The sequence below is a fragment of the Candidatus Poriferisodalis sp. genome (genome assembly GCF_965215815.1).
In the GTDB taxonomy this organism is placed as follows: Bacteria; Actinomycetota; Acidimicrobiia; order Acidimicrobiales; family Poriferisodalaceae; genus Poriferisodalis.
This window is the reverse complement of record NZ_CBDCEO010000013.1, coordinates 2378185-2399435: the sequence shown is the minus strand read 5'-3', so window position 1 is coordinate 2399435 and position 21251 is coordinate 2378185. Positions and strand designations below refer to the sequence as shown.

The 21251-nt window shown below is 66.2% G+C and carries 20 protein-coding genes; 4 read left to right on the top strand and 16 right to left on the bottom strand.

From position 1 onward, the window contains the following. Window positions 1–32 precede the first annotated feature (32 nt). Together ACOOHB_RS20875 and ACOOHB_RS20870 are read right to left on the bottom strand one after the other, a co-directional pair. On the bottom strand, window positions 33–1529 hold the full coding sequence (locus ACOOHB_RS20875; protein WP_420446702.1) for a leucyl aminopeptidase: 1497 nt from the start codon (window positions 1527–1529) through the stop codon (window positions 33–35). A 112-nt stretch (window positions 1530–1641) separates the two neighbouring features. Then, the gene (locus tag ACOOHB_RS20870) at window positions 1642–2553 is read right to left on the bottom strand and encodes a biotin--[acetyl-CoA-carboxylase] ligase (RefSeq protein ID WP_420446701.1); all 912 of its coding nucleotides are present in this window, start codon (window positions 2551–2553) and stop codon (window positions 1642–1644) included. Window positions 2554–2798: 245 nt separating this feature from the next. Between ACOOHB_RS20870 and ACOOHB_RS20865 the strand changes: the two genes are divergently transcribed. Further along, window positions 2799–4571: an acetyl/propionyl/methylcrotonyl-CoA carboxylase subunit alpha gene (locus ACOOHB_RS20865; protein WP_420446700.1), complete on the top strand. Its 1773-nt coding sequence runs from the start codon at window positions 2799–2801 to the stop codon at window positions 4569–4571. Here the strand turns inward: ACOOHB_RS20865 and ACOOHB_RS20860 are convergent. The 6 genes from ACOOHB_RS20860 to ACOOHB_RS20835 all read right to left on the bottom strand — a co-directional run bounded on the left by ACOOHB_RS20860 (window position 4561) and on the right by ACOOHB_RS20835 (window position 9749). Further along, a complete protein-coding gene (locus ACOOHB_RS20860; RefSeq protein ID WP_420446699.1) occupies window positions 4561–5616 on the bottom strand; it encodes a glycosyltransferase family 2 protein in 1056 nt (351 codons plus the stop codon). The two genes, ACOOHB_RS20865 and ACOOHB_RS20860, sit on opposite strands and share 11 nt — an antisense overlap. A 54-nt stretch (window positions 5617–5670) precedes the next feature. Next, a complete protein-coding gene (locus ACOOHB_RS20855) occupies window positions 5671–6471 on the bottom strand; it encodes a hypothetical protein (RefSeq protein WP_420446698.1) in 801 nt (266 codons plus the stop codon). After that, the gene (locus tag ACOOHB_RS20850; RefSeq protein ID WP_420446697.1) at window positions 6468–7376 is read right to left on the bottom strand and encodes an ABC transporter ATP-binding protein; all 909 of its coding nucleotides are present in this window, start codon (window positions 7374–7376) and stop codon (window positions 6468–6470) included. Before ACOOHB_RS20850 ends, ACOOHB_RS20855 begins: the two co-directional genes overlap by 4 nt. A gap of 140 nt (window positions 7377–7516) precedes the next feature. Continuing rightward, window positions 7517–8467 carry an ABC transporter permease gene (locus tag ACOOHB_RS20845; protein WP_420446696.1) on the bottom strand — a complete coding sequence of 317 codons (951 nt, stop codon included), beginning with the start codon at window positions 8465–8467 and terminating at the stop codon, window positions 7517–7519. After that, window positions 8464–9411: an ABC transporter ATP-binding protein gene (locus ACOOHB_RS20840; RefSeq protein WP_420446695.1), complete on the bottom strand. Its 948-nt coding sequence runs from the start codon at window positions 9409–9411 to the stop codon at window positions 8464–8466. Before ACOOHB_RS20840 ends, ACOOHB_RS20845 begins: the two co-directional genes overlap by 4 nt. A gap of 77 nt (window positions 9412–9488) precedes the next feature. Then, window positions 9489–9749, bottom strand: a complete 261-nt coding sequence (locus ACOOHB_RS20835) for a 4-hydroxyphenylacetate 3-hydroxylase C-terminal domain-containing protein (RefSeq protein ID WP_420446694.1) — start codon at window positions 9747–9749, stop codon at window positions 9489–9491. Between ACOOHB_RS20835 and ACOOHB_RS20830 the strand changes: the two genes are divergently transcribed. Further along, complete coding sequence (locus ACOOHB_RS20830; protein WP_420446693.1) at window positions 9748–10572, top strand: enoyl-CoA hydratase/isomerase family protein; 825 nt, start codon at window positions 9748–9750, stop codon at window positions 10570–10572. The genes ACOOHB_RS20835 and ACOOHB_RS20830 overlap by 2 nt on opposite strands. Window positions 10573–10603: 31 nt before the next feature. On the opposite strand, the gene ACOOHB_RS20825 is transcribed toward ACOOHB_RS20830, so the two are convergent. From ACOOHB_RS20825 to lpdA, 8 genes are all read right to left on the bottom strand, one after another. Then, entirely contained in the window at window positions 10604–11143 is a 540-nt protein-coding gene (locus ACOOHB_RS20825; RefSeq protein ID WP_420446692.1) for a hypothetical protein, read from the bottom strand. 348 nt (window positions 11144–11491) lie between these two features. Beyond that, a complete protein-coding gene (locus tag ACOOHB_RS20820; protein ID WP_420446691.1) occupies window positions 11492–11737 on the bottom strand; it encodes a hypothetical protein in 246 nt (81 codons plus the stop codon). Between the two features lie 886 nt (window positions 11738–12623). Next, the gene (locus ACOOHB_RS20815; protein WP_420446690.1) at window positions 12624–13217 is read right to left on the bottom strand and encodes a BsuBI/PstI family type II restriction endonuclease; all 594 of its coding nucleotides are present in this window, start codon (window positions 13215–13217) and stop codon (window positions 12624–12626) included. Next, the gene (locus tag ACOOHB_RS20810; protein ID WP_420446689.1) at window positions 13154–13570 is read right to left on the bottom strand and encodes a hypothetical protein; all 417 of its coding nucleotides are present in this window, start codon (window positions 13568–13570) and stop codon (window positions 13154–13156) included. The genes ACOOHB_RS20815 and ACOOHB_RS20810 overlap by 64 nt, the downstream gene beginning before the upstream one ends. Further along, the gene (locus ACOOHB_RS20805; protein ID WP_420446688.1) at window positions 13567–15102 is read right to left on the bottom strand and encodes an Eco57I restriction-modification methylase domain-containing protein; all 1536 of its coding nucleotides are present in this window, start codon (window positions 15100–15102) and stop codon (window positions 13567–13569) included. The genes ACOOHB_RS20810 and ACOOHB_RS20805 overlap by 4 nt, the downstream gene beginning before the upstream one ends. A 99-nt stretch (window positions 15103–15201) precedes the next feature. Then, window positions 15202–17037, bottom strand: coding sequence for a lipoyl synthase (lipA, locus tag ACOOHB_RS20800; protein ID WP_420446687.1), 1836 nt, complete (start codon window positions 17035–17037; stop codon window positions 15202–15204). Continuing rightward, window positions 16970–18406: a dihydrolipoamide acetyltransferase family protein gene (locus tag ACOOHB_RS20795; RefSeq protein WP_420446686.1), complete on the bottom strand. Its 1437-nt coding sequence runs from the start codon at window positions 18404–18406 to the stop codon at window positions 16970–16972. The genes lipA and ACOOHB_RS20795 overlap by 68 nt, the downstream gene beginning before the upstream one ends. Before the next feature lie 6 nt (window positions 18407–18412). Then, entirely contained in the window at window positions 18413–19876 is a 1464-nt protein-coding gene (gene lpdA, locus ACOOHB_RS20790; RefSeq protein ID WP_420446685.1) for a dihydrolipoyl dehydrogenase, read from the bottom strand. A gap of 220 nt (window positions 19877–20096) precedes the next feature. Here lpdA and ACOOHB_RS20785 point away from each other — a divergent pair, with 220 nt between their 5' ends. Together ACOOHB_RS20785 and ACOOHB_RS20780 are read left to right on the top strand one after the other, a co-directional pair. Continuing rightward, window positions 20097–20447: a hypothetical protein gene (locus tag ACOOHB_RS20785; RefSeq protein ID WP_420446684.1), complete on the top strand. Its 351-nt coding sequence runs from the start codon at window positions 20097–20099 to the stop codon at window positions 20445–20447. 308 nt (window positions 20448–20755) lie between these two features. After that, window positions 20756–21235 carry an SRPBCC family protein gene (locus ACOOHB_RS20780; protein WP_420446683.1) on the top strand — a complete coding sequence of 160 codons (480 nt, stop codon included), beginning with the start codon at window positions 20756–20758 and terminating at the stop codon, window positions 21233–21235. Window positions 21236–21251: the final 16 nt, after the last annotated feature.

The window sequence follows — 21251 nt, the reverse complement described above, 5'->3', positions numbered from 1 at the left end:
TCGCTCTCCTGCAGGCCCAGCGCTGCACCCAATCACCAATTGCAGACCAGTTCGACCAGCGTGCGCACACCGAAGCCGGACGCACCCTTGGACAGCTCGCCAGCATCTGAATCGGCTCGTACCGGCCCGGCAATGTCGAGATGCACCCAGGGGGTCTCGCCGACGAATTCCGACAGGAAGATGCCGGCGACGAGCGTGCCCCCGTAGCGACCCTTGCCGATGTTGCGCAGGTCGGCAATCGGCGAGTCCAGCTGCTCGCGATACTCCGCCGGCAGCGGCAGATGCCACAGGTGCTCCCCCGCGGCATGAGCCGCAGCCTCGGTGCGCGCGATCGCCGACGCGTCGTTGCCCATCAGCCCCGCGTACCTGTCGCCCAGGGCGACGAGGCAAGCGCCTGTGAGCGTCGCGAGATCTACCACCAGGTCAGGCTCCTCCTCGACCGCCAGCGAGAGGCCGTCCGCGAGGACGAGCCGGCCCTCGGCGTCCGTGTTCAGCACCTCGACCGTCTTGCCATTGCGGATGCGCAGGACATCGCCGGGCTTGGTGGCCGTGGGTCCGGGTTGATTGTCCGTGCAGCAGCAGATGCCGGTGACCGCGACGTCGGGTGCCAATCGGGCGATGACGCTCATCGCTCCGATGACGGCCGCAGCACCGCCCATGTCCACCTTCATCCATTCCATGCCTTCGAAGGACTTGAGGTTGAGCCCGCCGGTATCGAAAGTGATGCCTTTTCCGACGAGATGGACAACCGCTCGTGGAGTGGCCGACGGCTGCCATCGCATGCGGACGAGGGCGGGGGGCTCTGTCGAGCCTGCGTTGACGCCGAGCAGCCCGCCGCATCGTTCGGCTGCGAGCCGTTCGCGGTCCCATACCTCGACCGACGCAGTGCCCGCTGCGGGATCGCCATCTGCCGCAGCTGCTTCGATTGCATTGACTGCGGCAGTGGCGAGGCCGATCGCGCTGAGCGCACCGGCTGGCTGGTTCACGAGGTCGCGGGCCAGCGCGATCCCGCCGGCCACGGCGGCGGCACGTGCAATGGCTGCTGCCACGTCGGTGCCATCGGGCGCCGCGAGCGCTATCCGCTCAAGCGCAGCCGGCGCCGGCGGGTCGCCCTTGTGCTCGTTGAACCCGTAGGACGCCAGCAGCATGCCTTCGACGACTGCGCCGAGAGCGACATCGGCGCCAACGTCGTCAGACGCTGCCGCCGCCAGCGCCGAGGTCAATGAGTCGAGCTTCGAGGCGGCACGCCAGAGCGAGGCCGACGCCTTGCGGATGTCTGCCGTGGTCAGATCGTCTGAACCCAGCCCGACTGCAATCGGCAGCGTGTCGTCCGCAGTATCGGACGCGCCGACCATGAGCGCCGTGCTGCCCACGGAGCCATCGAATCCGCTGGCGGCCAAGTAGTTGGGTGTTGCACCCAGCGTGTCCAGGGCATCGCTGCGCACCGGCCGGTCGCTGGCGGCCGTGGGCGGCGCAGCAGCAGGGTCGGTGACAACCTCGAATGCGTCGGTCGAAATGGTCAGCGGCACGGCATCCTCGCTCTGTCGTTGCTTACGCGGCTTGGCAGCGGGCGGGGTCCCGCAGCGTGGTTCTACCCGACGCCCAGTCTGGGCGCACCACAGTTTCGCCCAACATCGTCCACTAGTGGGCTGAGCGCAGATGCACGACATCGCCGACAGCCACAGTGTGGGTGGCGCCGGCGTCATCGGTGACCAACAATCGCCCTTCAGCATCGAGGTCGGTCGCGAGTCCTTCGAGGGAGCGCGAGGTCGTCGTCACATCAAACGAGATGCGAACTCGACGCCCGAGAGTGGCCGAATTCTGTCTCGCCTCTTCCAGCACGTCAGTTGTCCCGGTGGCGTCGCTGGCGCCGTCGCCGCTCTGGCAGAGGCGCTCGTACCGAGCGTCGAATCCCTCGAGGATCCGGCGCGCCAGCAGCGTGCGGTCCACTGGAACGCCAGATTCCAGATTGAGGCTGGTCGCGATGCCCTCCAGTTCTGCGGGCACCTCCGGCCACCCGGTGTTCAGGCCTATGCCGACAACAAGTGCGGTGATCTGTCCTTGGGTGCTGATGGATTCGGCCAGGATGCCGGCGAGCTTGCGGTCTTGACGAGTTTCACCAAGGCCCGCCTCGCCAGCGATCACAAGGTCGTTTGGCCACTTCAACTGGGGTCTAACGCTGCTCGTCTGCTCGCATGCGTCGGCTGCAGCAAGTGCGACTGCGAGGGTCACCAAGGCCGCACGAGCAGGAGGCAGCGGACCTGCTGGCGGTCGCAGCAGCACGGACATCATCAACGAGCTGCCCGGCGGCGCCGTCCACCTGCGACCACGGCGACCGCGACCGGCGGTCTGGCGGTCCGCGATCAACACGACCCCCTCGGGTGCGCCGCGTCGGGCCCGATCGAGCAGTTCGGTATTCGTGGAGCCGATCTCGTCGTGCCACTCGACATCGGTGAAGCGGGTGCCGTCGACAGATCTGAAATGCCCAGAGTCAAATTTGGACGGGTCAAATTTGGACGGGTCAAGACGGGACGGGTCGTGCACAGCTGGCACGCAGCGAGCGTACCGGCGACCCCAGGCAAGAATCTTGGGGGCTGCGGCACCTCCCGAGCGGCACCTGTGGGGCAGTGGGTGCTCCGGCCGCCCCATGTGACACCATTGACCGCCGCGGTGTCACTCGCAGAACCAGCCGACAGACTTGCCCGCTGCCAGTCCCAATTGGATTGGCCCAACCGGGTTGGGGTCGGCGTGCACCGGCAGGCCACCACAGCCGGGACCTGACAGTTAGGACCTGATTCGTGTTCAGCAAGCTCCTCATCGCCAACCGGGGCGAGATCGCGGTGCGTGTCATCCGGGCCTGCCGCGAGCTGGGCATCTCATCGGTTGCCGTCTACAGCGAACAGGACCGGGACGCCATGCATGTGCGGCTCGCGGATGAGGCGTTCGCCCTCGGCGGCCAGACGGCAGCCGAGAGCTACCTCAACACCGAAGCAATCCTGGACGTGATCTCCCGCAGCGGGGCTGACGCAGTCCATCCCGGCTACGGCTTCTATTCCGAAAACGCCGACTTTGCGCGGGCCATCACCTCCAGGGGTGTGACCTTCGTGGGACCGCCACCGGAAGCCATCGAGGTGATGGGCGACAAGATTTCGGCACGCCTCGCCGCCGAACGGTGCGGGGTCGCCGGCGTTCCGGGCACCACCGAGGTGATCACTTCGACCGACGACGTCGCTGCCTTTGGGGCGGCCCATGGTTACCCCATCGCCATCAAGGCGGCTTACGGCGGCGGCGGCCGCGGCATGAAGGTCGTTGGCGGGCCTGACGAGATCGAAGCCGCGCTGGAGTCTGCGCAGCGCGAGGCCGAGGCGTTCTTCGGGCGCGGCGAGTGCTACCTGGAGCGCTACCTCACTTGGCCGCGCCACATCGAGATGCAGATCATGGCCGACCATCACGGCAACGCCGTCTGGCTCGGCGAGCGCGACTGCTCCGCTCAGCGCCGGCACCAGAAGCTGGTTGAAGAAAGCCCCGCGCCGCTTCTCGATGACGCCATTCGCAAGGCGATGGGAGACGCAGCGGTGGCGGTTGCCCGATGCTGCGACTATACGAACGCAGGCACCGTCGAATTCCTCTACCAGGACGGCGAGTTCTTCTACTTGGAAATGAACACCCGGCTGCAGGTGGAGCACCCAGTAACGGAGATGGTGACCGGCGTCGATCTGGTCCGCGAACAGATCCGGGTGGCCGCCGGCGAGCCGCTGTCGTTTACGCAGTCGGAGGTGACCTCGGTCGGGCACGCCATCGAGGCACGCATCAACGCCGAGGACCCCGCAGGCGGGCGATTCCTGCCCTCACCCGGGTTGCTGACATCACTGCGTGTGCCCAACGGTTTCGGCGTTCGCTGGGACGGCGGGTACGAGGCAGGCGACACCATCAGCCAGTACTACGACAACCTCATCGGCAAGCTCATCGTGTGGGGCTCGGACCGCCCGACGGCAATCGCTCGCATGCGCAGGGCGCTGGGCGAATTGAGCATCGGCGGCGTGGCCACGACCGCCGCCGCTCACACCGCGATCATGGCGTCGGAGGACTTCCGGGCCGGCACCCACAGCACCAAGTGGGTTGAAGAACAACTCGACCTGAGCGGTGTGAGCGGCAAGGCCGACGGTGAGGCCTCCGTCGGGTCTGGTGGCACACCCGACAGCGACGACATGCCGCGCGTGCGACGCGATGTCGTCGTCGAGGTCGATGGCAAGCGATTCTCGGTGAGCGCATGGGTGCCCGAGACAGCCTCGGCCGCCGCTGCGACTGCTTCGACGCGCCCGAGGCGCGCAAGCAGCACCGCTTCAGCCAGCACCGGTACGGGGCAGGTGACCGTCCCGATGCAAGGCACCATCGTCAAGATCCTTGTTGAGGTCGGCCAAGAGGTCACCAGCGGTGAGGGCGTGGTCGTGCTCGAAGCCATGAAAATGGAGAACAGCATCAACGCGGACCGCTCCGGAACCGTCACCGAGATCAAGGTCGCGCCAGGCGACACCGTGGGCGCCGGCGACGTGGTGGTCGTTATCTCGTAGGCGGGGAGCTCCCAGGCGAGGCGGGTGGCGGAGGAGCCCCCTGCTCCGGGAATCCAGCAGGTTCCAACCTCGCAGGGCTCTCCTCCGCCACCCGCTTGTCCTTCGTGAGCGTCCCGACGTCGAGCTCGATGGCGCGAACTCGGCGCAACGTTCGCTCAGCAATTACCCGGTTGGCTCGCAGCAGGTCCGCGAGGACACCGAGCATCAGCAGCTGCATCGCCACCAGCAACGCAACCGCGCCGATGATGAGCGACTGCACGTGGCCCGATCCGTCAGAGGTCACCAGGAACCAACCGAAGCGGGCGAACAGGAACACGCCGACCGCCGCGAACAGCGCAGCCAACGCGGCAAAAACCCGCAATGGCTCGTGCATGGCGTACACGCGGACGATGGTGCCCGCGGCCCTCCGTACGTACTGCCGCTTGGACTTGAAGAGCCGGGACGGGCGGGTGGTGGGATTCACCCGAACCGGCACATCAGTCACGGCCAAGTCCGACTTGCCGGCCTGGATCACCGTCTCGAGCGTGTAGGTGAACCTTGAGACCACGTTCGCCGCCAGCGCGGCATCGCGGCTATAGGCGCGGAATCCGGAGGTGACGTCAGCCACATCGGTAGCCGAGGCCTGACGCACGGCCCACGATCCGAGTCGCTGCAGCCGCTTCTTGAGCCGTGAGAACTCAGGGTGATTGCGGATGTCCCGCGAGCCGACAACCAGGTCGGCCTGACCAGCCAAGATCGGTTCGGTGAGCCGGCTGATGTCGTCCGAGTTGTACTGGTTGTCGCCGTCGGTATTCACGATGACATCGGCACCCATGCGCAGCGCTGCGTCGACGCCAGTTGCGAAGGCCACCGCGAGCCCCTTGTTCTGCGTCAGGCTCACGACTGCGTCGGCGCCATGAGTCCATGCCACGTCGACCGTGTCATCGGTTGAGCCGTCGTCGATGACCAGCCACTGCACTTCGCTGAAGCCCTCCACCTGGCGCGGCAGCGCGTTCAGGGTCTCCCCCAGCGTCTCTGCCTCATTGAGACAGGGGATCTGGATCACCAGGCGCACCCGCACATTGTGTCGGGTTGACCCGACGTAGGGGAACTCGGGTTCTTAGTCCACGTTGAGATGCCGGAGTCGCAGCGCGGCGAGCCCGAGGCTGACCACCGACACGCAGGCCAGCACGATGATGGAGGTGGCGAGGCGATTGGGGTCGAACCCCAGATCGACGTCGGCGAGATGGGCAAGCACCGAGCGGGCGTATCCGCGCAACGAGAGCCGAGCGGCGAAGTCGCCAAGACCCACCGCCAATCCTTCCCACAGCAGCACATACGCGATACCCCAGAGGACCGCTTTGCGGAACAGCAGTCCGAGGAGCACGAACAGGCACGAATACGCCGCTGTTCCCAGTGCCGCCGCGGTCAAGATGCCCACGGCAAGATCTCCCGACCCGGCAACACGGCCCGACGCAAGCCAGCCTCCCAGCACCGTCGGCGCAACGCACAGCGGCAGCGCCACCGTCATGGACACGGCAGCCGCCGCGACTGCCACTGGAGCGCGGCCCATCGGGCGCAGCCACAGGTACACGAGCGTGCCGTCATCCCGGGCGTCACCCAGCGAGGCCGCTGCGAAGACCAACGAGATGATCGGCACGATGACGATCAGGCCGAAGGCGTCGGCATAGCCAGCACCGTCGCGCAGCATGGCCGACGAGCCGAAATCCCGATCGGCGCCAGCCACTCCCACGACCCACCCGACCACGATCATGATCGCGCCGAGCGCGCCCAGTGCAGCTAGCCGACCCACCGAGACGATCTGGCGGATCAGCACCCGGTAACACAGCAGGGTTGCCCGCACGGCCCCGACGTGCCGATTTGCAGCCACCGAATCCGGGCTCATCGCCGAAGCGCTCATCGTCGTTCCACCAGGTAGCGGAACACCGATTCGAGATCCTCGTCCAACGGCCGCACGGCGCGCAGCCGTGCGCCGAGACGTCGTGCCAGCGGAGCGATCTCGCGTCCGAGCCGATCAACCTCCAGAGTGTCCGCTACGACGATGTCCCCATCGATCTTTACACCGACGACAGTGCCGGATTCCACCAGCGCAGCAGCGAGTGGGCGGGGCCGGTCAGCTTCGATGCTGATTCGGTGCGGGCGGTCATCCATCATCTCGCGCAGCTCGCGGTAGTCGCCGCTCGCGATCAGCCGGCCCTGGGCGATCACGAGGATCCGTGACCCCAGCCGGGCGACCTCTTCGAGCACGTGTGACGACACCAGCACGCAGCGTCCTTGGGCACCCATTTCTTCGAGCAATTCGATCATGCGGCGCCGTTGAACCGGATCGAGGCCGTTGAGCGGCTCGTCCAGAATCAGCACGTCTGGATCGTGCACGAGCGCAGCGGCCAGCTTGGTGCGCTGCCGCATGCCCTTCGAATAGCCCGACACCGGTCGGGGATCGTCCGGGTCGAGTTCAACCAGTCCCAAGGCATGACGCGCGGCTCCCGCAGGATCAGAAACGCCCTGGGTAGCAGCGGCAACGGTGACGAAGTCGACTGCGTCAAGCCGGTCGAACAGGGCGTCCTGCTGCGGTGCCAGACCGATCCGGCCCCGCACGTCGCGGTCGCGGCGAGCATCGGCGCCCAGCACGCGCACCGTGCCCCGCGACGGAGGCGTGAGCCCGCACATCATGCGAAACAGCGTCGACTTGCCCGCACCATTGGGGCCCAGCAAAGCGGTAACACCCGCGCGTACCGCAAACGTCACGTCTGACACGGCCACCACGTCGCCGAAGATCTTCGAGACGCCATGCACCTCGACCATGCCGGTAGGCAATGGCGTGGCCGCAGGTGCGTCCGCTCGTGGCTGGGGTGCCGTCCCGCCATCAAACGGAATCGATTCGGAGACCGCCTCGCCGCCGGCCGAGGCGGGATCAGGCGCAGGCGCCGGGCGAGGACGGGACCTCATTTGCCGCCGTCGATTCGCCGGTAGCGCCACCAGACCACAGCCGCACCTGCCAGCACCCAGGCTGCATTCGCTGCCACCACAAACATTGTCGACAGCTCGCTGATGCTCTGGCCCGGTGAGACTTCGCCCTCGTCGAACGAAGCAAGCGCTCCGACGCCGTAGATCCGGTCCTTCAGTGCAGCGGCAATGTCGCTGAGGTTGAACGCGTACAGCCGAGGGTCCAGCTCTGCGACTTCCACGAGTACGCCTGTGACGAGGCGGCTGCCCAGCAGCAGCAGGATCACGCCGATCGCGGCGAACGCCCGCCGGTCGGTCAGGCTGGAGATGGCCAGGCTGGCAGCGGTGATCGTCGCAGCGATGGCGACGCCGGCAACCAGGATGCGGACGAGGACGACGAGCCAATCGGTGAGGCCGTCAGGACCGGATCCCTCGATGGTGTAGGCGACCAGCAGGAACAGCAGCGGACCAACGGTGATGACGGCCAACGTCACCGCTACCGCCACCGACTTCGAGGCCAGGTAGCTCCAGCGGCGCAGCGGCGTCGACAGGTACAGCGGCAACATCCCGTTGCGACGATCGACCACCAAGATCTCGGGCACGACGATCCCGCAGAAGAAGAACAGCGCCACCTGGATGAAGCCGTAGTACTGGTGGTATTCGGGCAGGATCTGCTCGGAGACCATGTCGATGTCGAGCACTGTCGCGATACCGACGAAGACGACGGCGGGAACGAGCGCTATCACCACCGCCAGCCACGGCAGGAACTTGTGGCGAGCCGGGCGCCCCAGACCGAGCGTGAACCTCACTGAAGAGACGACAACCGCACGCATGGCACCAGCGAGGCCACGTCGCGGACCGCTGTAGGGGCGGTAGCGCTGGTCGAGGATCTGCGCAGCGTCCTCGGCGGCTTGGACTGCCGGCATTTCGACGTCGGCTTGCTCGCTCATACCGATGTCGCTTCGAACAGGTCGGCCAGTGTGCGTCGGCGGGTTTCGAGGCGTCGAATGCGTGCACCCGCCTCGGCGACTGCGTCACGGGCTCGGTCGCACAGCTCGTCCCGGTCGCGGCCGCCCAGACGCAGCGTGGTGCCCAAGCGCTGCACCTCCACACCGGCGCGGCGCAATGTGTTCTCGACGACATCGACCGACCCTGCGGGCTCCGCGACATCGACGAGTTCCAGGGTGACGCCCTCACCATCGCCCACAAGCTCCGCGAGCGGCCCGCTCGCCACCAGACGACCCGCGTCCAGCGCCACGACGTGGTCGCACACGCGCTCGACTTCCTCGAGCAGGTGCGACGAGAGCACGACGCTCACCCCGTGCTCTGCGCTGATCTCGCCGATGAGGGTGAGCATTTCCGTGCGCTGCGTCGGATCGAGGCCCGACGTGGGCTCGTCGAGCAGCACCAGCTGCGGATCTGACGCAATGGCCTGTGCCAGCTTGGCCCGTTGGCGCTGGCCGGTGGACATGGTGCCGAGCGTGCGTGTGCGTTCCTCGCCGAGGCCGACCAGCCACAGGCTGTCCGAGGCTCGAGTGCGCGCCTCGCTGCGGGGCAGGCCGCGCACCTGCGCCAGATGGCGGACGAAGTCGACGGCACGCATCTCGTCGGGCAGCACGTCACGCTCTGGAGCGAACCCGACCTTGGCCCGCAACGTCGCCCCTTGACTGATGGGATCGAGCCCCAGCACTGTCGCCGAGCCCAACGTCGGCGTGCGCAGGCCGAGCAGCGCGTTGAGCAACGTCGTCTTGCCCGCGCCATTCGCGCCGACGAGCCCGGTCACGCCGGGCCGCATCTGGACATCCAGCGCGTCAAGCGCCACCGTCGAGGAGAATCGCTGCGTCAGCGCCGATGTCTCGACGATCAGCGCATCGTCATCGGTGCCGCCGCTCACCTGCTCAACGTATCTGCCGTGCTCCGAACCGACCGGTCAATGGGGGAGGCCGCTGAAACCGTCCCGGCCCACCGGTGCTAGTGAGCAGACTCGGAGAGGCCTGCGACTGCGAGCGCCTTTTGCTTGGCACCTTCGAGGTCGTAGTGCCTGCGGGTGACGATGCGTTGGGCGTACAGTCCCCCGCCTGCCTGCAGGTTGGTGACGAATTTCCAGTCGCCGTAGGAGTCCGCGGTGAGATCCCGGATGGTGTGCATCAGCCGGGCCCGGTACTCCCCGGCGGGTGCCGGTATCGGGCGGCATCGGGACCGGCGCAGCGGGTGCGCTAGAACGACTCGCATGACCGATCCTTCCTATAGGGGCCCTGTGCCTGACACCTCGGACCCCGACGCGGCTGCCACGTACCAACTCGACGGGCACATCGCCACGATCACCTACAACCGGCCCGAGGCGATGAACGCCATCAATGGCGACATGCGGCAGTGCCTGAACGCAGCGTGGATGGAGTTCTACAACGACCCCGACGCTTGGGTGGCGATCATGACCGGCTCCGGAAGGGCGTTCTGCGCCGGCGCCGATTTACGCGACCCGACCCGCGGATCGGCAGGAACGTGGTCGGGGTCGTACTTCGAGATCCCGACCATCAACAGCCTCGAAAGCGGTCTTGAGCTGTTCAAGCCGATCATCGCCGCGGTGAACGGCGCATGCATCGGTTACGGGCTAACAGGGGCTTTGGTGGCGGATTTTCTGATCGCGTCCGACCGTGCGCTCTTCGGCATGCCCGAGGTGAAGATCGGCGTGCCGACCATCGTGGGCTCGATGCGGATGCCGCACAAGATCGGTTGGGCCAACGCCATGGAGATCCTGCTGACCGGCGACAATATCGATGCAGAACGGGCTCGCGAGATGGGTCTGGCGTGGAAGGTCGTGCCGCACGACTCGCTGATGGACGAGGCACGCTCGCTGGCCGAGCGGCTCTGTCAGGGAGCGCCGCTGGCAGTACGGGCCGTCAAGGAAGTGGCGTGGCGCAGCCAGCGCATGGGCTGGACCGAGGCGTTGCGCATGGGCGAGGCGATCCGCAAGATCGTCGGCGACAGCGACGACGCCAAAGAGGGAGGCCGGGCCTTCGCCGAGAAGCGCCCGCCCGAATGGACCGGCGCCTGAGGTGAGTCTTGCTAAGGCCTGTTTACAAAGGTCAAGGCGATGGACTTCGCGCTATGTACCGGCCCGCGGGGAACAACAGAGGCTCTGTAAGTGACTCCAACCATTGACGCCGCTCGGGAGGCAGATTCGCAATAGCCCTCTCTGCTTGGGCAAGTTCGGGGATCTTCTCCAAGCCAGCAGAGAATGCGTTGCTGAATTCAGCAGCCATGACGGCCAAGCCGAGATCGTGGATCATGCGCAATGCAACCCACGCTGTGGCGTACGCGATTTCAAGCCATTGTTGGGTGATTTCTACCCGTTGTCCTTCTTCGCCGTTGATCGGCTTGAAGATGCCCCATAGGTACTCGGCGTGGGCAACGCAGTTTCGGTTGGCGACGCTCTGCTTGATCCATTGAAGCCCCTCGGTTGAACGAATTCGTTGATACCGAGAGAGCGGTACCACCGTTCGCACTTGGTTCTCAGTTGACCAGCAGTTAGCAGTGTCCAGGTCGGTGAACATCGGCAACGTGTTCTGCAACATGCTCTCCAAGCCGTATTGGATTCTCCAGAATCTGCCGATCATCTCCCACACGGATTCGAGTGGCTCCCAGCCCGGTGCTGCTCTGCTTGCTTCACCAGCCAAATGCTACGACTGCGTTGGAGGTGCGATGCGGCTGCCGTTGTCGTCTCGCCGTTCCTTGCCAGTGCGCCCATGCGTGGCTCTCGACTGCTGCTGCGATGACGGGACCGGACTGCCAGCCGCGGCAGATGGCTTCTGCTTGGATGGCGCCGGGGATCGGCTGAACATGCTCGACCCGCGGCAAGCAGATCAGTCATCTCGTGCACGCGGCAATGCCGCGTAGCCGGCGTCTCAAAGGCGTGCTGGGCGGCATCGCACGCGTCAACGTCGTATTCGTCTCCGACGCCGAACTGCCGCTCGTCAAGCTTGCAGACCCCGCACTTCGGCCTGGGCTTCGTCCTCGGCGTCCGGCGCGTCCGGGCACGAGTCGTCGCCCACTGCAAGATCTCGTTTGCCCGACGCAGCTCGCGGTTCTCCTGGCGCAACCGTCGTAGCTCCTCGCTCTCCGATCGAGCTCAGCCCCGCACGGGCACCCGCGTCGATCTCGGCCTGAGCGACCCACTTGCGGACCGAGAACCACGCCGTAGCCGAGCTGCGGAGCCACACGCGTTACCGTCCCCGCCGAGGCGCCCAGCTCCTCTCGCAGCGCCAGCACCATCCGCACAGCGTGCTCCTTTTGCTCGCCGAATACCGACGAGACGCCGCAGGACTCACACGGGATGCCAGGTCGGGCAGCAGCAGCAAGCCCACCCCGGTGGCGATGACGGCCGCGTATTGAGCGCAGCCATCCGCTGCGAGCGCCAGATGCGCACGCACGAGCCCAGCAAGCCGCCGTAGCCGCGTCAATGCTGCCGCCAAGCACGGCGATCATGCCGGTGGGCAGCAGCAGCAAGCCCACCTCGAGGCCAGGCTGCCGCGGCGCGCAGCGGCTCCCGGCGCAGGCTGGCTGCACGAGATACCAATGGCCAAGCAGCATCGAATTGCTGACCACACCGAGGAAGGCTGTCCCGGCGACGACACGCGCTAGGTGCAGAACCGGGTTGACGTCTCCGCTGGCGCCGAGTCCCGCAGCCACCACACCCACCACACCGGCGAGCGGTGCCGCAAAATCCCAGCGAGGGTCGAACCCCTCGATCGTCCTCCTCGGAGAGGAATCAACCGGTACTGCACCGTCGCTGTCGAAGCTTCCGACTGGTTCCCGGGGACCCGCCGCGGGCACGGTGGGTAGTACCGAGCGCACAAGCGTCGCGCCTGCGCACGCGGCCATCGCAATGCACGCCAGGTCGCGGACGGCATCGGGCTGAAACACGAATCCCGTGACGGCTGCGATGATGGCGATCGCTCCGTACAGCGACCGCAGGAGCCAGCCATAGCCGAGCCCGACTTCACGTCGCCGAGTGGTCACCCACAGGTACGCCAGCCCCCCTGTGGCCCACTGGCAGAGCACCGTTGCCACATCGACGGGTGCACCCTCACCCACAGGGGGCCAATCTCAGTCGTAGGGACCCAAGAACTTGGATCCGTCGAAGTGAATGAGATGGTCAGGCGATTCGGCAATCCAGACTTCGGTTTCCCATGCGATGTCTGCGACGTACTGACGGAAGGTTGCGCGATCTGAGAATGCTGTGACGAAGACGAGTTCGAGACGCGGCGATTGCAAGAGCTGGTCCAGTTCGGCTCGGCGATTCGGATCGATGGGTCCGTGCGATGTCACGGCCTCGACAACGACGAGCCACGACTCGTCCACATGCTCGACGATGACATCGGGCATCTTGCCGTGATGGGGAACACTGATACGAGCACGCACGAATGCGTTTTCGTCGTAGACCGCGAACTTCTCATCGGCATCGCCGATGTACCAAACGGCTCCTCCGGGCGTGAATCTTGGACAGAACCCTTGGATGATCTCCTTAATGAGGGGGTTCTGGCCTCCCGGCGACAGATCCACCGAAGTGCCGTCAGGCAAACGCACTGGGATGCGACGCAGTCGGCGCTGGCGCTCAAGCTGGTCGGCGAGCGTCCCTACCCGCTCGAGATAGGTGGCCAGTCGTTCTGACCAAGCGTCGGTGCCGTGCGCCTTGGCCAACGTCCAGGCAATGCCGTTGACCTGGTAGACGGTCTTGCCGCTGTTGGTGGGGCGGTCGGGTCGGGGTTCTTTGTAGCCAAACCGGCTGCGCAGAACTGGTGAATTGTCTGCCGTCGAACCGTCTCGCGGGTATTGGGCGCATAGTCCTTGCCGTAGTCGACGCGCATGAACTTCATCATCTCGGTGATGCCCCGCAGCGGGGTGCTCGCCGCCGCCCACGGCATGTCGGGCTGCACGTCAAGAAGCGCGAGGAAGGCAAGTGCAGAGCGCTCGTTGCTCTGCGCAGGAGGGAATCCGAGTTCCTTGAGAATCCACTGCGCCTCGGAGATGCGCTGGGTGATCTGATGGTTCACCGGACACCTTCGAGAGCCGGGACGTGGCGTTCCACCAGCAAGTCCGTGGCTGCCTGCTCGAAACTAGCTGAGCGTGCCTCGGCACCCAAGGCGAGGAGAGACTGAATGTCCGGATATCGAAGCGACTCTAAGTCGGCAGCGTTCACTTGTGTATGCCCGTTGAACTGCCGGAAGAACAGGTCGACAGCCGTCGAGTTGAGGTAGGCCGCCAATCCCCATGCGAGATCGCGTTCCATGCCTCGGTTCGAGACGTGCAGCACGTTGACGTGATTCTCCATAGCGACGACATCGCTCGGCAGATCCACGGATTCCAGCACTGCCGCGACTACCCGTCGGCGTTCCTCTTTCGATGAGAAACGTTTGACCAGCACGTACTCACCCGAAGGCAGGAACATGCCTTCGGTTGCCGGCGACACCGCAATCGCGCACGGCTTGGAGTTGGATTCACCCGGCCAGTTGATCCTGCCTCGCCGCAAGTGTCCGGGGTAGATCAACGGGATCGCGTCGCCGTCGCAGTCTTCACGCAGGTGCTCCCGCGACCGAAAGTCCACCACCCGGCCTGTCGAGGCTGTGACACCCAATCCTGCCAGCGTCTGCGGGAGGCCTCCTACGTGCTCCGCCAGCACGACGCTCGCGGGGTCCTCGGGTATGCGAATAAAGAGCCGTGGATCCTTCGGGTGGACGATTGAGTCAGCGCTGACTTCATGCCGGCGGGGTTCGTCGAGGCCCGAACCCGAACTGACGGCGATCTGCACCGGGGGGCGCTGAGCGGACCGAACGATCCTGAAGATGATGTTCTCTTGAAGCACCGCGCCGTCGCGAAATGCGGTGTCGCGGGATTCGAAGACGTGGATGTCCCGTAGCGCACAATCGTCCAGCAGGGCCTGCCGGAATGACCTGAAATACGACCCGTTGCAGAAACTCCTCGGGGTGATCGCGACCAGCTGGCCACCGGGAACGAGCAAGCGGCTAGCGAGCCAGACAAAGGCCGAATACAGGTTGCTCGTGCGAACACCAAGACGCCGAAGCCGCTCATGAGTCGCCGAAGCTGTGCGCAGCTTGCCGTATGGCGGGTTCATGATGACGAGATCGAACGGCAGACGTTCTCGCTGGAACATCTCTGGCGCTGCTTGGGCCGCAGCCCATGTCAAGAAATCCGAATGCTCGACACGACCCTGAACAGAGGGCATTACATCGCAGCAGTCACTGAGGGTCGCTTCGAGACTTTCCAGCAGGCGATCGTCGACTTCCACGGCCGTCACGTCCAGCGAGCACTGCCAGCCCTCGCTGGCCGCTCGTTCAACTAGCGCAGCCGCGAGTGACCCGACACCGGCACCAGGGTCCAGGACGCGTACGCGTCCCTCCGGCGGTTCGAACATATCGGCCAGCAGTCTCGCTATCGGAGCGGGCGTGAAGTACTGGCCAAGCTCCGCGCGACTTTCATCGCTCAGCCCCTCGGCCTGCGCGATGCGGCGTTGCTCGGCACGCGTCAGCGGCCCAGCCGCAAGCAGATCATCGACAACTGCCGCCACACGACCTCACCAAACAAGTCGGGTTCGAAACCTGTCGGCAGCATAGGTAAGCCTCAGCTTCGCTACGCGGAGTGTTTCAGGTTGCCTGCGACTGCTGCGCTAGGCCGGGACGGGCCGGGTCCGGGCGCCGAGCTGCACGGCTGAAGCCGATTCAGCGGCGTTGTAGCTGGAGCGGGTCAGCGGGCTGGACTCGACGTGGGCGAGGCCCAGGGCAGTTCCGACCTCTCGCCAACGGTTGAACGAGGGGGGCGGCACCCAGCGTGCGACAGGGATGTGATGGCTGGTCGGCCGCAAGTACTGGCCGATCGTCACGATGCTGACGCCGACTGCCGCGAGATCGGCCAATGTGACGTCGACCTCAGCATCGTCCTCGCCCATGCCGACGATGATGCCCGATTTCGTGACGAGCCCGGCAGATGCGCTACGGGCCAGCAGCGCCAGGCTGCGGGCATAACTCGCTGATGGGCGAACGGCTCGCTGCAACCGAGCAACGGTCTCAATGTTGTGGTTCAGGATGTCGGGGCCCGCGTCGAAGACCCTCTGGAGCGCCTCGGCATCGCCGCCGAAATCGGGCACCAGCACCTCGACCGTCGTGCTTGGCGATTGCGCCCTGATCGCCGCGATGGTCTCGGCGAACGCAGCCGCCCCGCCGTCTGGTAGATCATCCCGGGCAACCGCGGTGACGACCGCATGGTCGAGTTCCATCTCGGCGACCGCCACCGCCACCCGGCGAGGCTCATCGGGATCGAGCGGCGCCGGCTGGCGGGTGTCGACCAAGCAGAAACCGCACGCCCGTGTGCACCGCTCGCCGTTGAGCATGAAGGTGGCTGTGCCCGCACCCCAGCACTCGAAGATGTTCGGGCAGCCCGCCTCCTCGCACACCGTCACCAAGTCGTGCTGGCGCATCACTCGGCGCAGCCTCAGGTAGCCCTCATTGGGGTCCATGCGGGCACGCAGCCACGGCGGCTTCCGCTCGGCGAGACCGAGACCGCCGTTCACCCCGGCTTCTGTCAACCTGGCTCGGCTACGCGGCACAGGGATCTCGACCTGACCGGGACCAAGGCCACGGCTGAAGGCGCTGAGATCGGACGGGCGGTGCCGCCACGCCACATCGGCACGTTCGAAGCCTGTGGGCGACCAACGTTCGGCTGCACGCCGGGCCACCGCGTCCACCACCTCACGCATCGTCGTCGTGCAACCCTCGGCCCGCAGCGATGTCGGTCGGAAGTCACGGATGCCGCACGGGATGATCCGCTCGAACCACGCCAAGTCGGTGTCGACGTTCAGCGCAAATCCGTGCATCGTGCGGCCGCGGCTGAGTCGAACGCCGATCGCGGCGACCTTGCGGGGTGTGCCGTCGAGGTCAAGCCACACGCCCGGATAGCCCCGCATCCGGCCGCAGCCGGTGAGACCGAGGCCAGCCAGTGCGTCGATGAGCACTTGTTCCAAGTCGCACACGTACGCAGCAGTCTCCGCCAGTCCGCCGCCCCGGTTGCCTGGCAAGGACAGGATCGGATAGCCGACGAGCTGGCCGGGACCGTGGTAGGTGAAGTCGCCGCCACGGTCGATACGCACGCAGTCGGCGCCGACCGCCGCCGGATCGACCAGCAAGTTCGCCTCGTCGGCACTCGGGCCCGACGTAAAGACGTGATCGTGTTCCAGCAGAAGCAAGTAGTCATCTGAGTTGTGCGTCCACAGGCGTCGCTGCAAATCGAGCGCCTCGCGGAAGCGAACCCGCCCCAGCCACCGCACCTGCAGCATCAGACGAACGCTCCGCTCTTGTTCGCTACGCTCACGGGCCGCTCGGGCCCCGGCCTCGCTGGCGCCGTTGTTGTGCAACCCGAATCCACTGCAAACTCGCTCGGCCTCAGAGCTCCGCTCCCCAGTCGTGCTGTTCCAGCATCTGGCGGATGTGCCCCAAGAATCCTGCTGCATAGCTGCCGTCGAACGCACGGTGATCCCAGCCCATCGCCAAGTGGCCTACCGAGTGCACCACGATGCTCTCATTGCCGAATCGATCTGCGACCACGACCGGGCGGCGCGCAACGCCGTCGGTCGAGAGCACCGCAACCTGGGGCTGGTTGATGATGGCCGCGGTCGTATAGGTGCCGAACGAGCCGTTGTTGGAGATGGTAAAGGTGCCGCCGGTGATGTCGTCGGGCGTCAGGCGCCGCTCGCGTGCCCGCTTTGCGAGTTCGTTCATGGTGCGAGCGACCCCCCGCAGGCTCAGCGAGTCGGCGTCCCGCAGCACCGGCACGATGAGGCCGTCGTAATCGAGGTCGACGGCGACGCCGATGTTGCGACTTCGCCGGATGCGCAGTCCGCCGTCTTCCACCGAGGCGTTGAGCCGGGGCCAGTGAGCCAATGCGTCGGCGACGGCAACGACGATGAAGGGCAGGTAAGTCAGGCTGAATCCCTCTGATGCTCGCCACGCTTCGCGGTGCGCCCGGCGCACCTGCTCGACGTTCTCGTAGTCGACCTCGACGACGGTAAGAGCGTGGGGCGAGGTGGCCACTGAGTTGACCATGTGCTCGCCGGTCCGACGCCGGATGTTGTTGAACGCCTCGAAACGTGAGTCGCCGTCGGTCCACTCAGCCGCAGCCGCGGCAGCTACCGGTGCCGGCACCAAAGGCGGGCTCGGAGCGGCGGCGCGTACGCCTGCTGGCGACGTTGCTCTTGCTGGCGCGGTCGGGGCGGTTGCAGCCGCCGAGCGCTGCTGCTCGTCGATGGCGTTGAGCACATCGGACCGGGTAATTCGACCGCCTACACCTGTGCCGACGAGTGCAGCGGGATCCAAGCTGTGCTCTCGCACGAGGCGCCGCACCACCGGAGACAGCAGCCGACCACCTCCGTTGCGTGCCGAACCGCTAGTTGAGCCATCGGTCGATGCGGCCGTAGCGGCCGTAGCGGCTGGCGCCACTGGGACCGGAGACTCCGATGCGGGGGCCGCTTCCACCGGCGGCGGAGCGGGTGCGGGGGCTGCGGTCGGGCTGGTGTCGGCGACGGGCGCCACAGGCGGCGGCACGACGGCGCCCTCGCTCACCTCGACAATGGCCAGCACCGTCCCAACGTCCACCAACTCGCCTTCGGGCACACGGATCTCGCTGATGACCCCCTCGATGGGTGAGGGCACCTCGCTGTCCACCTTGTCGGTGGACACCTCATAGAGCAGCTCGCCCACCGTGATCGAGTCGCCGACGCCCTTGAACCAGCGGGTGATGGTCCCTTCGGTGACCGTCTCGCCGAGCTGCGGCAGCACCAGGTCAGCCATATCGCTGCCCCGGTCGGCGTCGGGTGCCCCCATGGCCGCTCATCCGTGGAGCCCCCGGCCTGTAAGCGCCATCATCGTCTCGCCGAACAGCTCGGACAGCGTTGGATGCGGCTGCACCAATGCGGCCACCTCGGAGACCGTGGCCTCCCAGTTGACCGCCAGGTAGCCCTGACCGAGCTGCTCGGTGACCCACGGCCCCATCATGTGAACGCCGAGCACGCGCCCTGCGGTGCCGTCGGCGTCCCGCTCAGCCACGATCTTGACGAGGCCCTCGGTGTCGTTGACGATCATCGCCCGTGAGTTGCCGCTGTAGCGGTGCTTGGACGACACCACGTCGTAGCCGGCTTCGCGGGCCGCTGCTTCGGACAGCCCGGTGAAGGCCACCTCGGGATGGCAGTAGATCGCCCACGGCACATTGGGGTAGTCCACCGGCGCGGGGTCTTCGCCCAGGATGTCCTTCACCGCAACGATCGCCTCTGCGAAGCCGACATGGGCAAGTTGAGGCGTATTGATGAGGTCGCCCACGGCGTAGACGCCGGCCATCGTGGTGCGGCACATTTCGTCAGCGACGACGAAACCCCGTTCATCGAGCGTGACCCCGGTGTCATCGAGGCCGAGGTGGTCTGGGTAGGGCCGCCGTCCCACCGACACCACCACGGCGTCCACTTCCAGCTCGGCCATTTCGGCATCGCTGCGGGCTGACGCAACTGTCGTGTATCGCACGGTCGTGCCGCCGCCATCAACCGGCGAGTGACCAGTGACCTGGCAGCCCGTCCGCACAGCGATGCCTCGCTTGGCAAACGCCCGGTTCAAGGCCTTGGAGATGTCCCCATCGACGCCGGGGATGATCTGCGGCGCGTACTCCAGCACGGTCACCTCAGCACCGAGGTCGGCGAGCATCGAAGCGAACTCGCAGCCGATGGCTCCACCGCCGATGACGGCCACGCGGCTCGGTATCTCATCCAGCGCCAAGACTTCGTCCGAAGTCATGACGAGCGTTCCATCGCGATCGAATCCCGGCAGCGTGATGGGCACCGAGCCTGCCGCCAGCAAGACGTGATCTCCGTGCAGCGTCTGGGTCTCAGACTCGCCGTTGCGCACCAGGACCGACCTGTCGGCGCCCAGCCGGCCCGTCCCCTCATACACCGTGACCTTGCGGCGCCGCAGCAGTCCGGACACCCCAGCCTCGAGGCCGTCGACGATGCGTTGCTTGCGGCCCTGCGAGACGCTGAAGTCCAGCTCGGGCGGCTCGGTGTTCACGCCGAATTCGGCCGCTTGGCCAACCGTGCGCCACACGGCTGCTGTCTCAAGCAACTCCTTGGCGGGTATGCAGCCCCGATGCAAGCACGTGCCGCCCAGCCGGTCCCGCTCCACCAGCGCGACCTTCATGCCCGCAGCGCCGGCATACAGCGCCGCTCCGTAGCCCGCGGGCCCGCCGCCGATCACGACGAGGTCGTAACGAACCGGGGCGCTGGATTCGCCGGAATTCGCTTCATCTGCCATCGCGCGACGAGGGTACGCCTCAAGGCTCACCCGTTTGCACCGGGCTGATCATCTGTCCAGACCGGCGCCGAAGCGCTACAACCAGATCAGCACCCGGATCGTGAACGCCACCAGGATGACGACGCCGGTGACAAGCGCTGTGACAAGCAACGCCCGAGTGCTCACCGGGCCGAATGTAACCCGCGCTCTCGCCTCACAGACCAGGGATAGGCTCGGCGAGGTGCGACAACTGCAATACCGAGCGGCCACTGCACTGGTGGCCGGGTTAATTGGTGTCGGCGTCCTAGCCGGTTGCGGGAGCGATGACGACACGTCCTCGCAGGAACCCGCCGCAACAGCTGCCGACACCTCGACAGAGGCTGCGGCGGCCCCCACGACTGCTGCAGGCGAGACGGGTACCACTGCTGCCGCTGCGCAGGCTCCGGCGACAACCACCGCAGCTGCCGCGGCCCCAGTCGAGACCCGCGCCGAGATCTTGTTGCTGGAGGGAGGGCAACTCGACGGGCAGCCGTTCGAGTTGGCTTCGATGGCGGGGAATGATGTCCTGTTCTGGTTCTGGGCACCGTGGTGACCGGCTTGCCGTCGTGAAGCGCCTGCGGTCGCAGCGCTGAAGCAGGAGCATGGAAACGAACTGCTCATCGTTGGCATCCCCGGTGGTGACTCACAGGAGGCCTACAAGGGCTTCGTCGCCAAGCACGGCCTCGGGGACATCCCGCAGGCTGCCAACGCCGACGGCGAGCTGTGGGGTCAATTCGGGGTGAGTTCACAGCCGCGGTGGGTCCTCGTCCGTGCGGACGGGAGCATTGAACGCGGCAGCGGCGGGATACCGGACAACATCGTCACCGAAGCGCTGTCGCCGGCCTGAGACCGGACGTACCGATGGCCGAGAAGCAAAGTGTCAGCGTTGAGCGGCTCATCGCCGCTTCCGCGGAACAGATCTTCGACGTGCTGTCGGACCCGAGCCGCCATTGCGAGATCGATGGCTCGGGGAGTCTCGTGCGGATGACCAGCTCGCATACCCGTCTGGCGCTCGGCAGCACCTTCAGCATGCGAGTGCATCTCGGCGTCACGTACCCCACCAAGAACCGGGTCCTGGAATTCGAGGAGAACCGGTTGATCGCGTGGGCGCACTGGAACGGACATCGCTGGCGCTACGAGCTCGAGCCCACCGACGACGGCGGCACGCTGGTGCGCGAGACGTTCGTGTGGGGAACGGCACGCTGGCCGCGTGTCATGGAACTCACGGGTTATGACAAGAAGAACGTGCCGTTCATGGAAGCCACGCTCGAGCGGCTGGCAGCCATCTTCGAGACGCCGCCCCCCGCGACCCCCGACACAGACACTGACAACGCCGCCTGAGCAGCCAGCGCGGATG

Bases quoted from the DNA above. Each gene is read 5' to 3' on its own strand.
- ACOOHB_RS20850 (WP_420446697.1), bottom strand. From the start codon at position 7,376: ATGGTCGAGGTGCATGGCGTCTCGAAGATCTTCGGCGACGTGGTGGCC.
- ACOOHB_RS20830 (WP_420446693.1), top strand. From the start codon at position 9,748: ATGACCGATCCTTCCTATAGGGGCCCTGTGCCTGACACCTCGGACCCC.
- lipA (WP_420446687.1), bottom strand. From the start codon at position 17,037: ATGCAGCAGGATTCTTGGGGCACATCCGCCAGATGCTGGAACAGCACG.
- ACOOHB_RS20795 (WP_420446686.1), bottom strand. From the start codon at position 18,406: ATGGGGGCACCCGACGCCGACCGGGGCAGCGATATGGCTGACCTGGTG.
- lpdA (WP_420446685.1), bottom strand. From the start codon at position 19,876: ATGGCAGATGAAGCGAATTCCGGCGAATCCAGCGCCCCGGTTCGTTAC.
- ACOOHB_RS20845 (WP_420446696.1), bottom strand. From the start codon at position 8,467: ATGAGCGAGCAAGCCGACGTCGAAATGCCGGCAGTCCAAGCCGCCGAG.
- ACOOHB_RS20780 (WP_420446683.1), top strand. From the start codon at position 20,756: ATGGCCGAGAAGCAAAGTGTCAGCGTTGAGCGGCTCATCGCCGCTTCC.
- ACOOHB_RS20855 (WP_420446698.1), bottom strand. From the start codon at position 6,471: ATGAGCGCTTCGGCGATGAGCCCGGATTCGGTGGCTGCAAATCGGCAC.
- ACOOHB_RS20835 (WP_420446694.1), bottom strand. From the start codon at position 9,749: ATGCGAGTCGTTCTAGCGCACCCGCTGCGCCGGTCCCGATGCCGCCCG.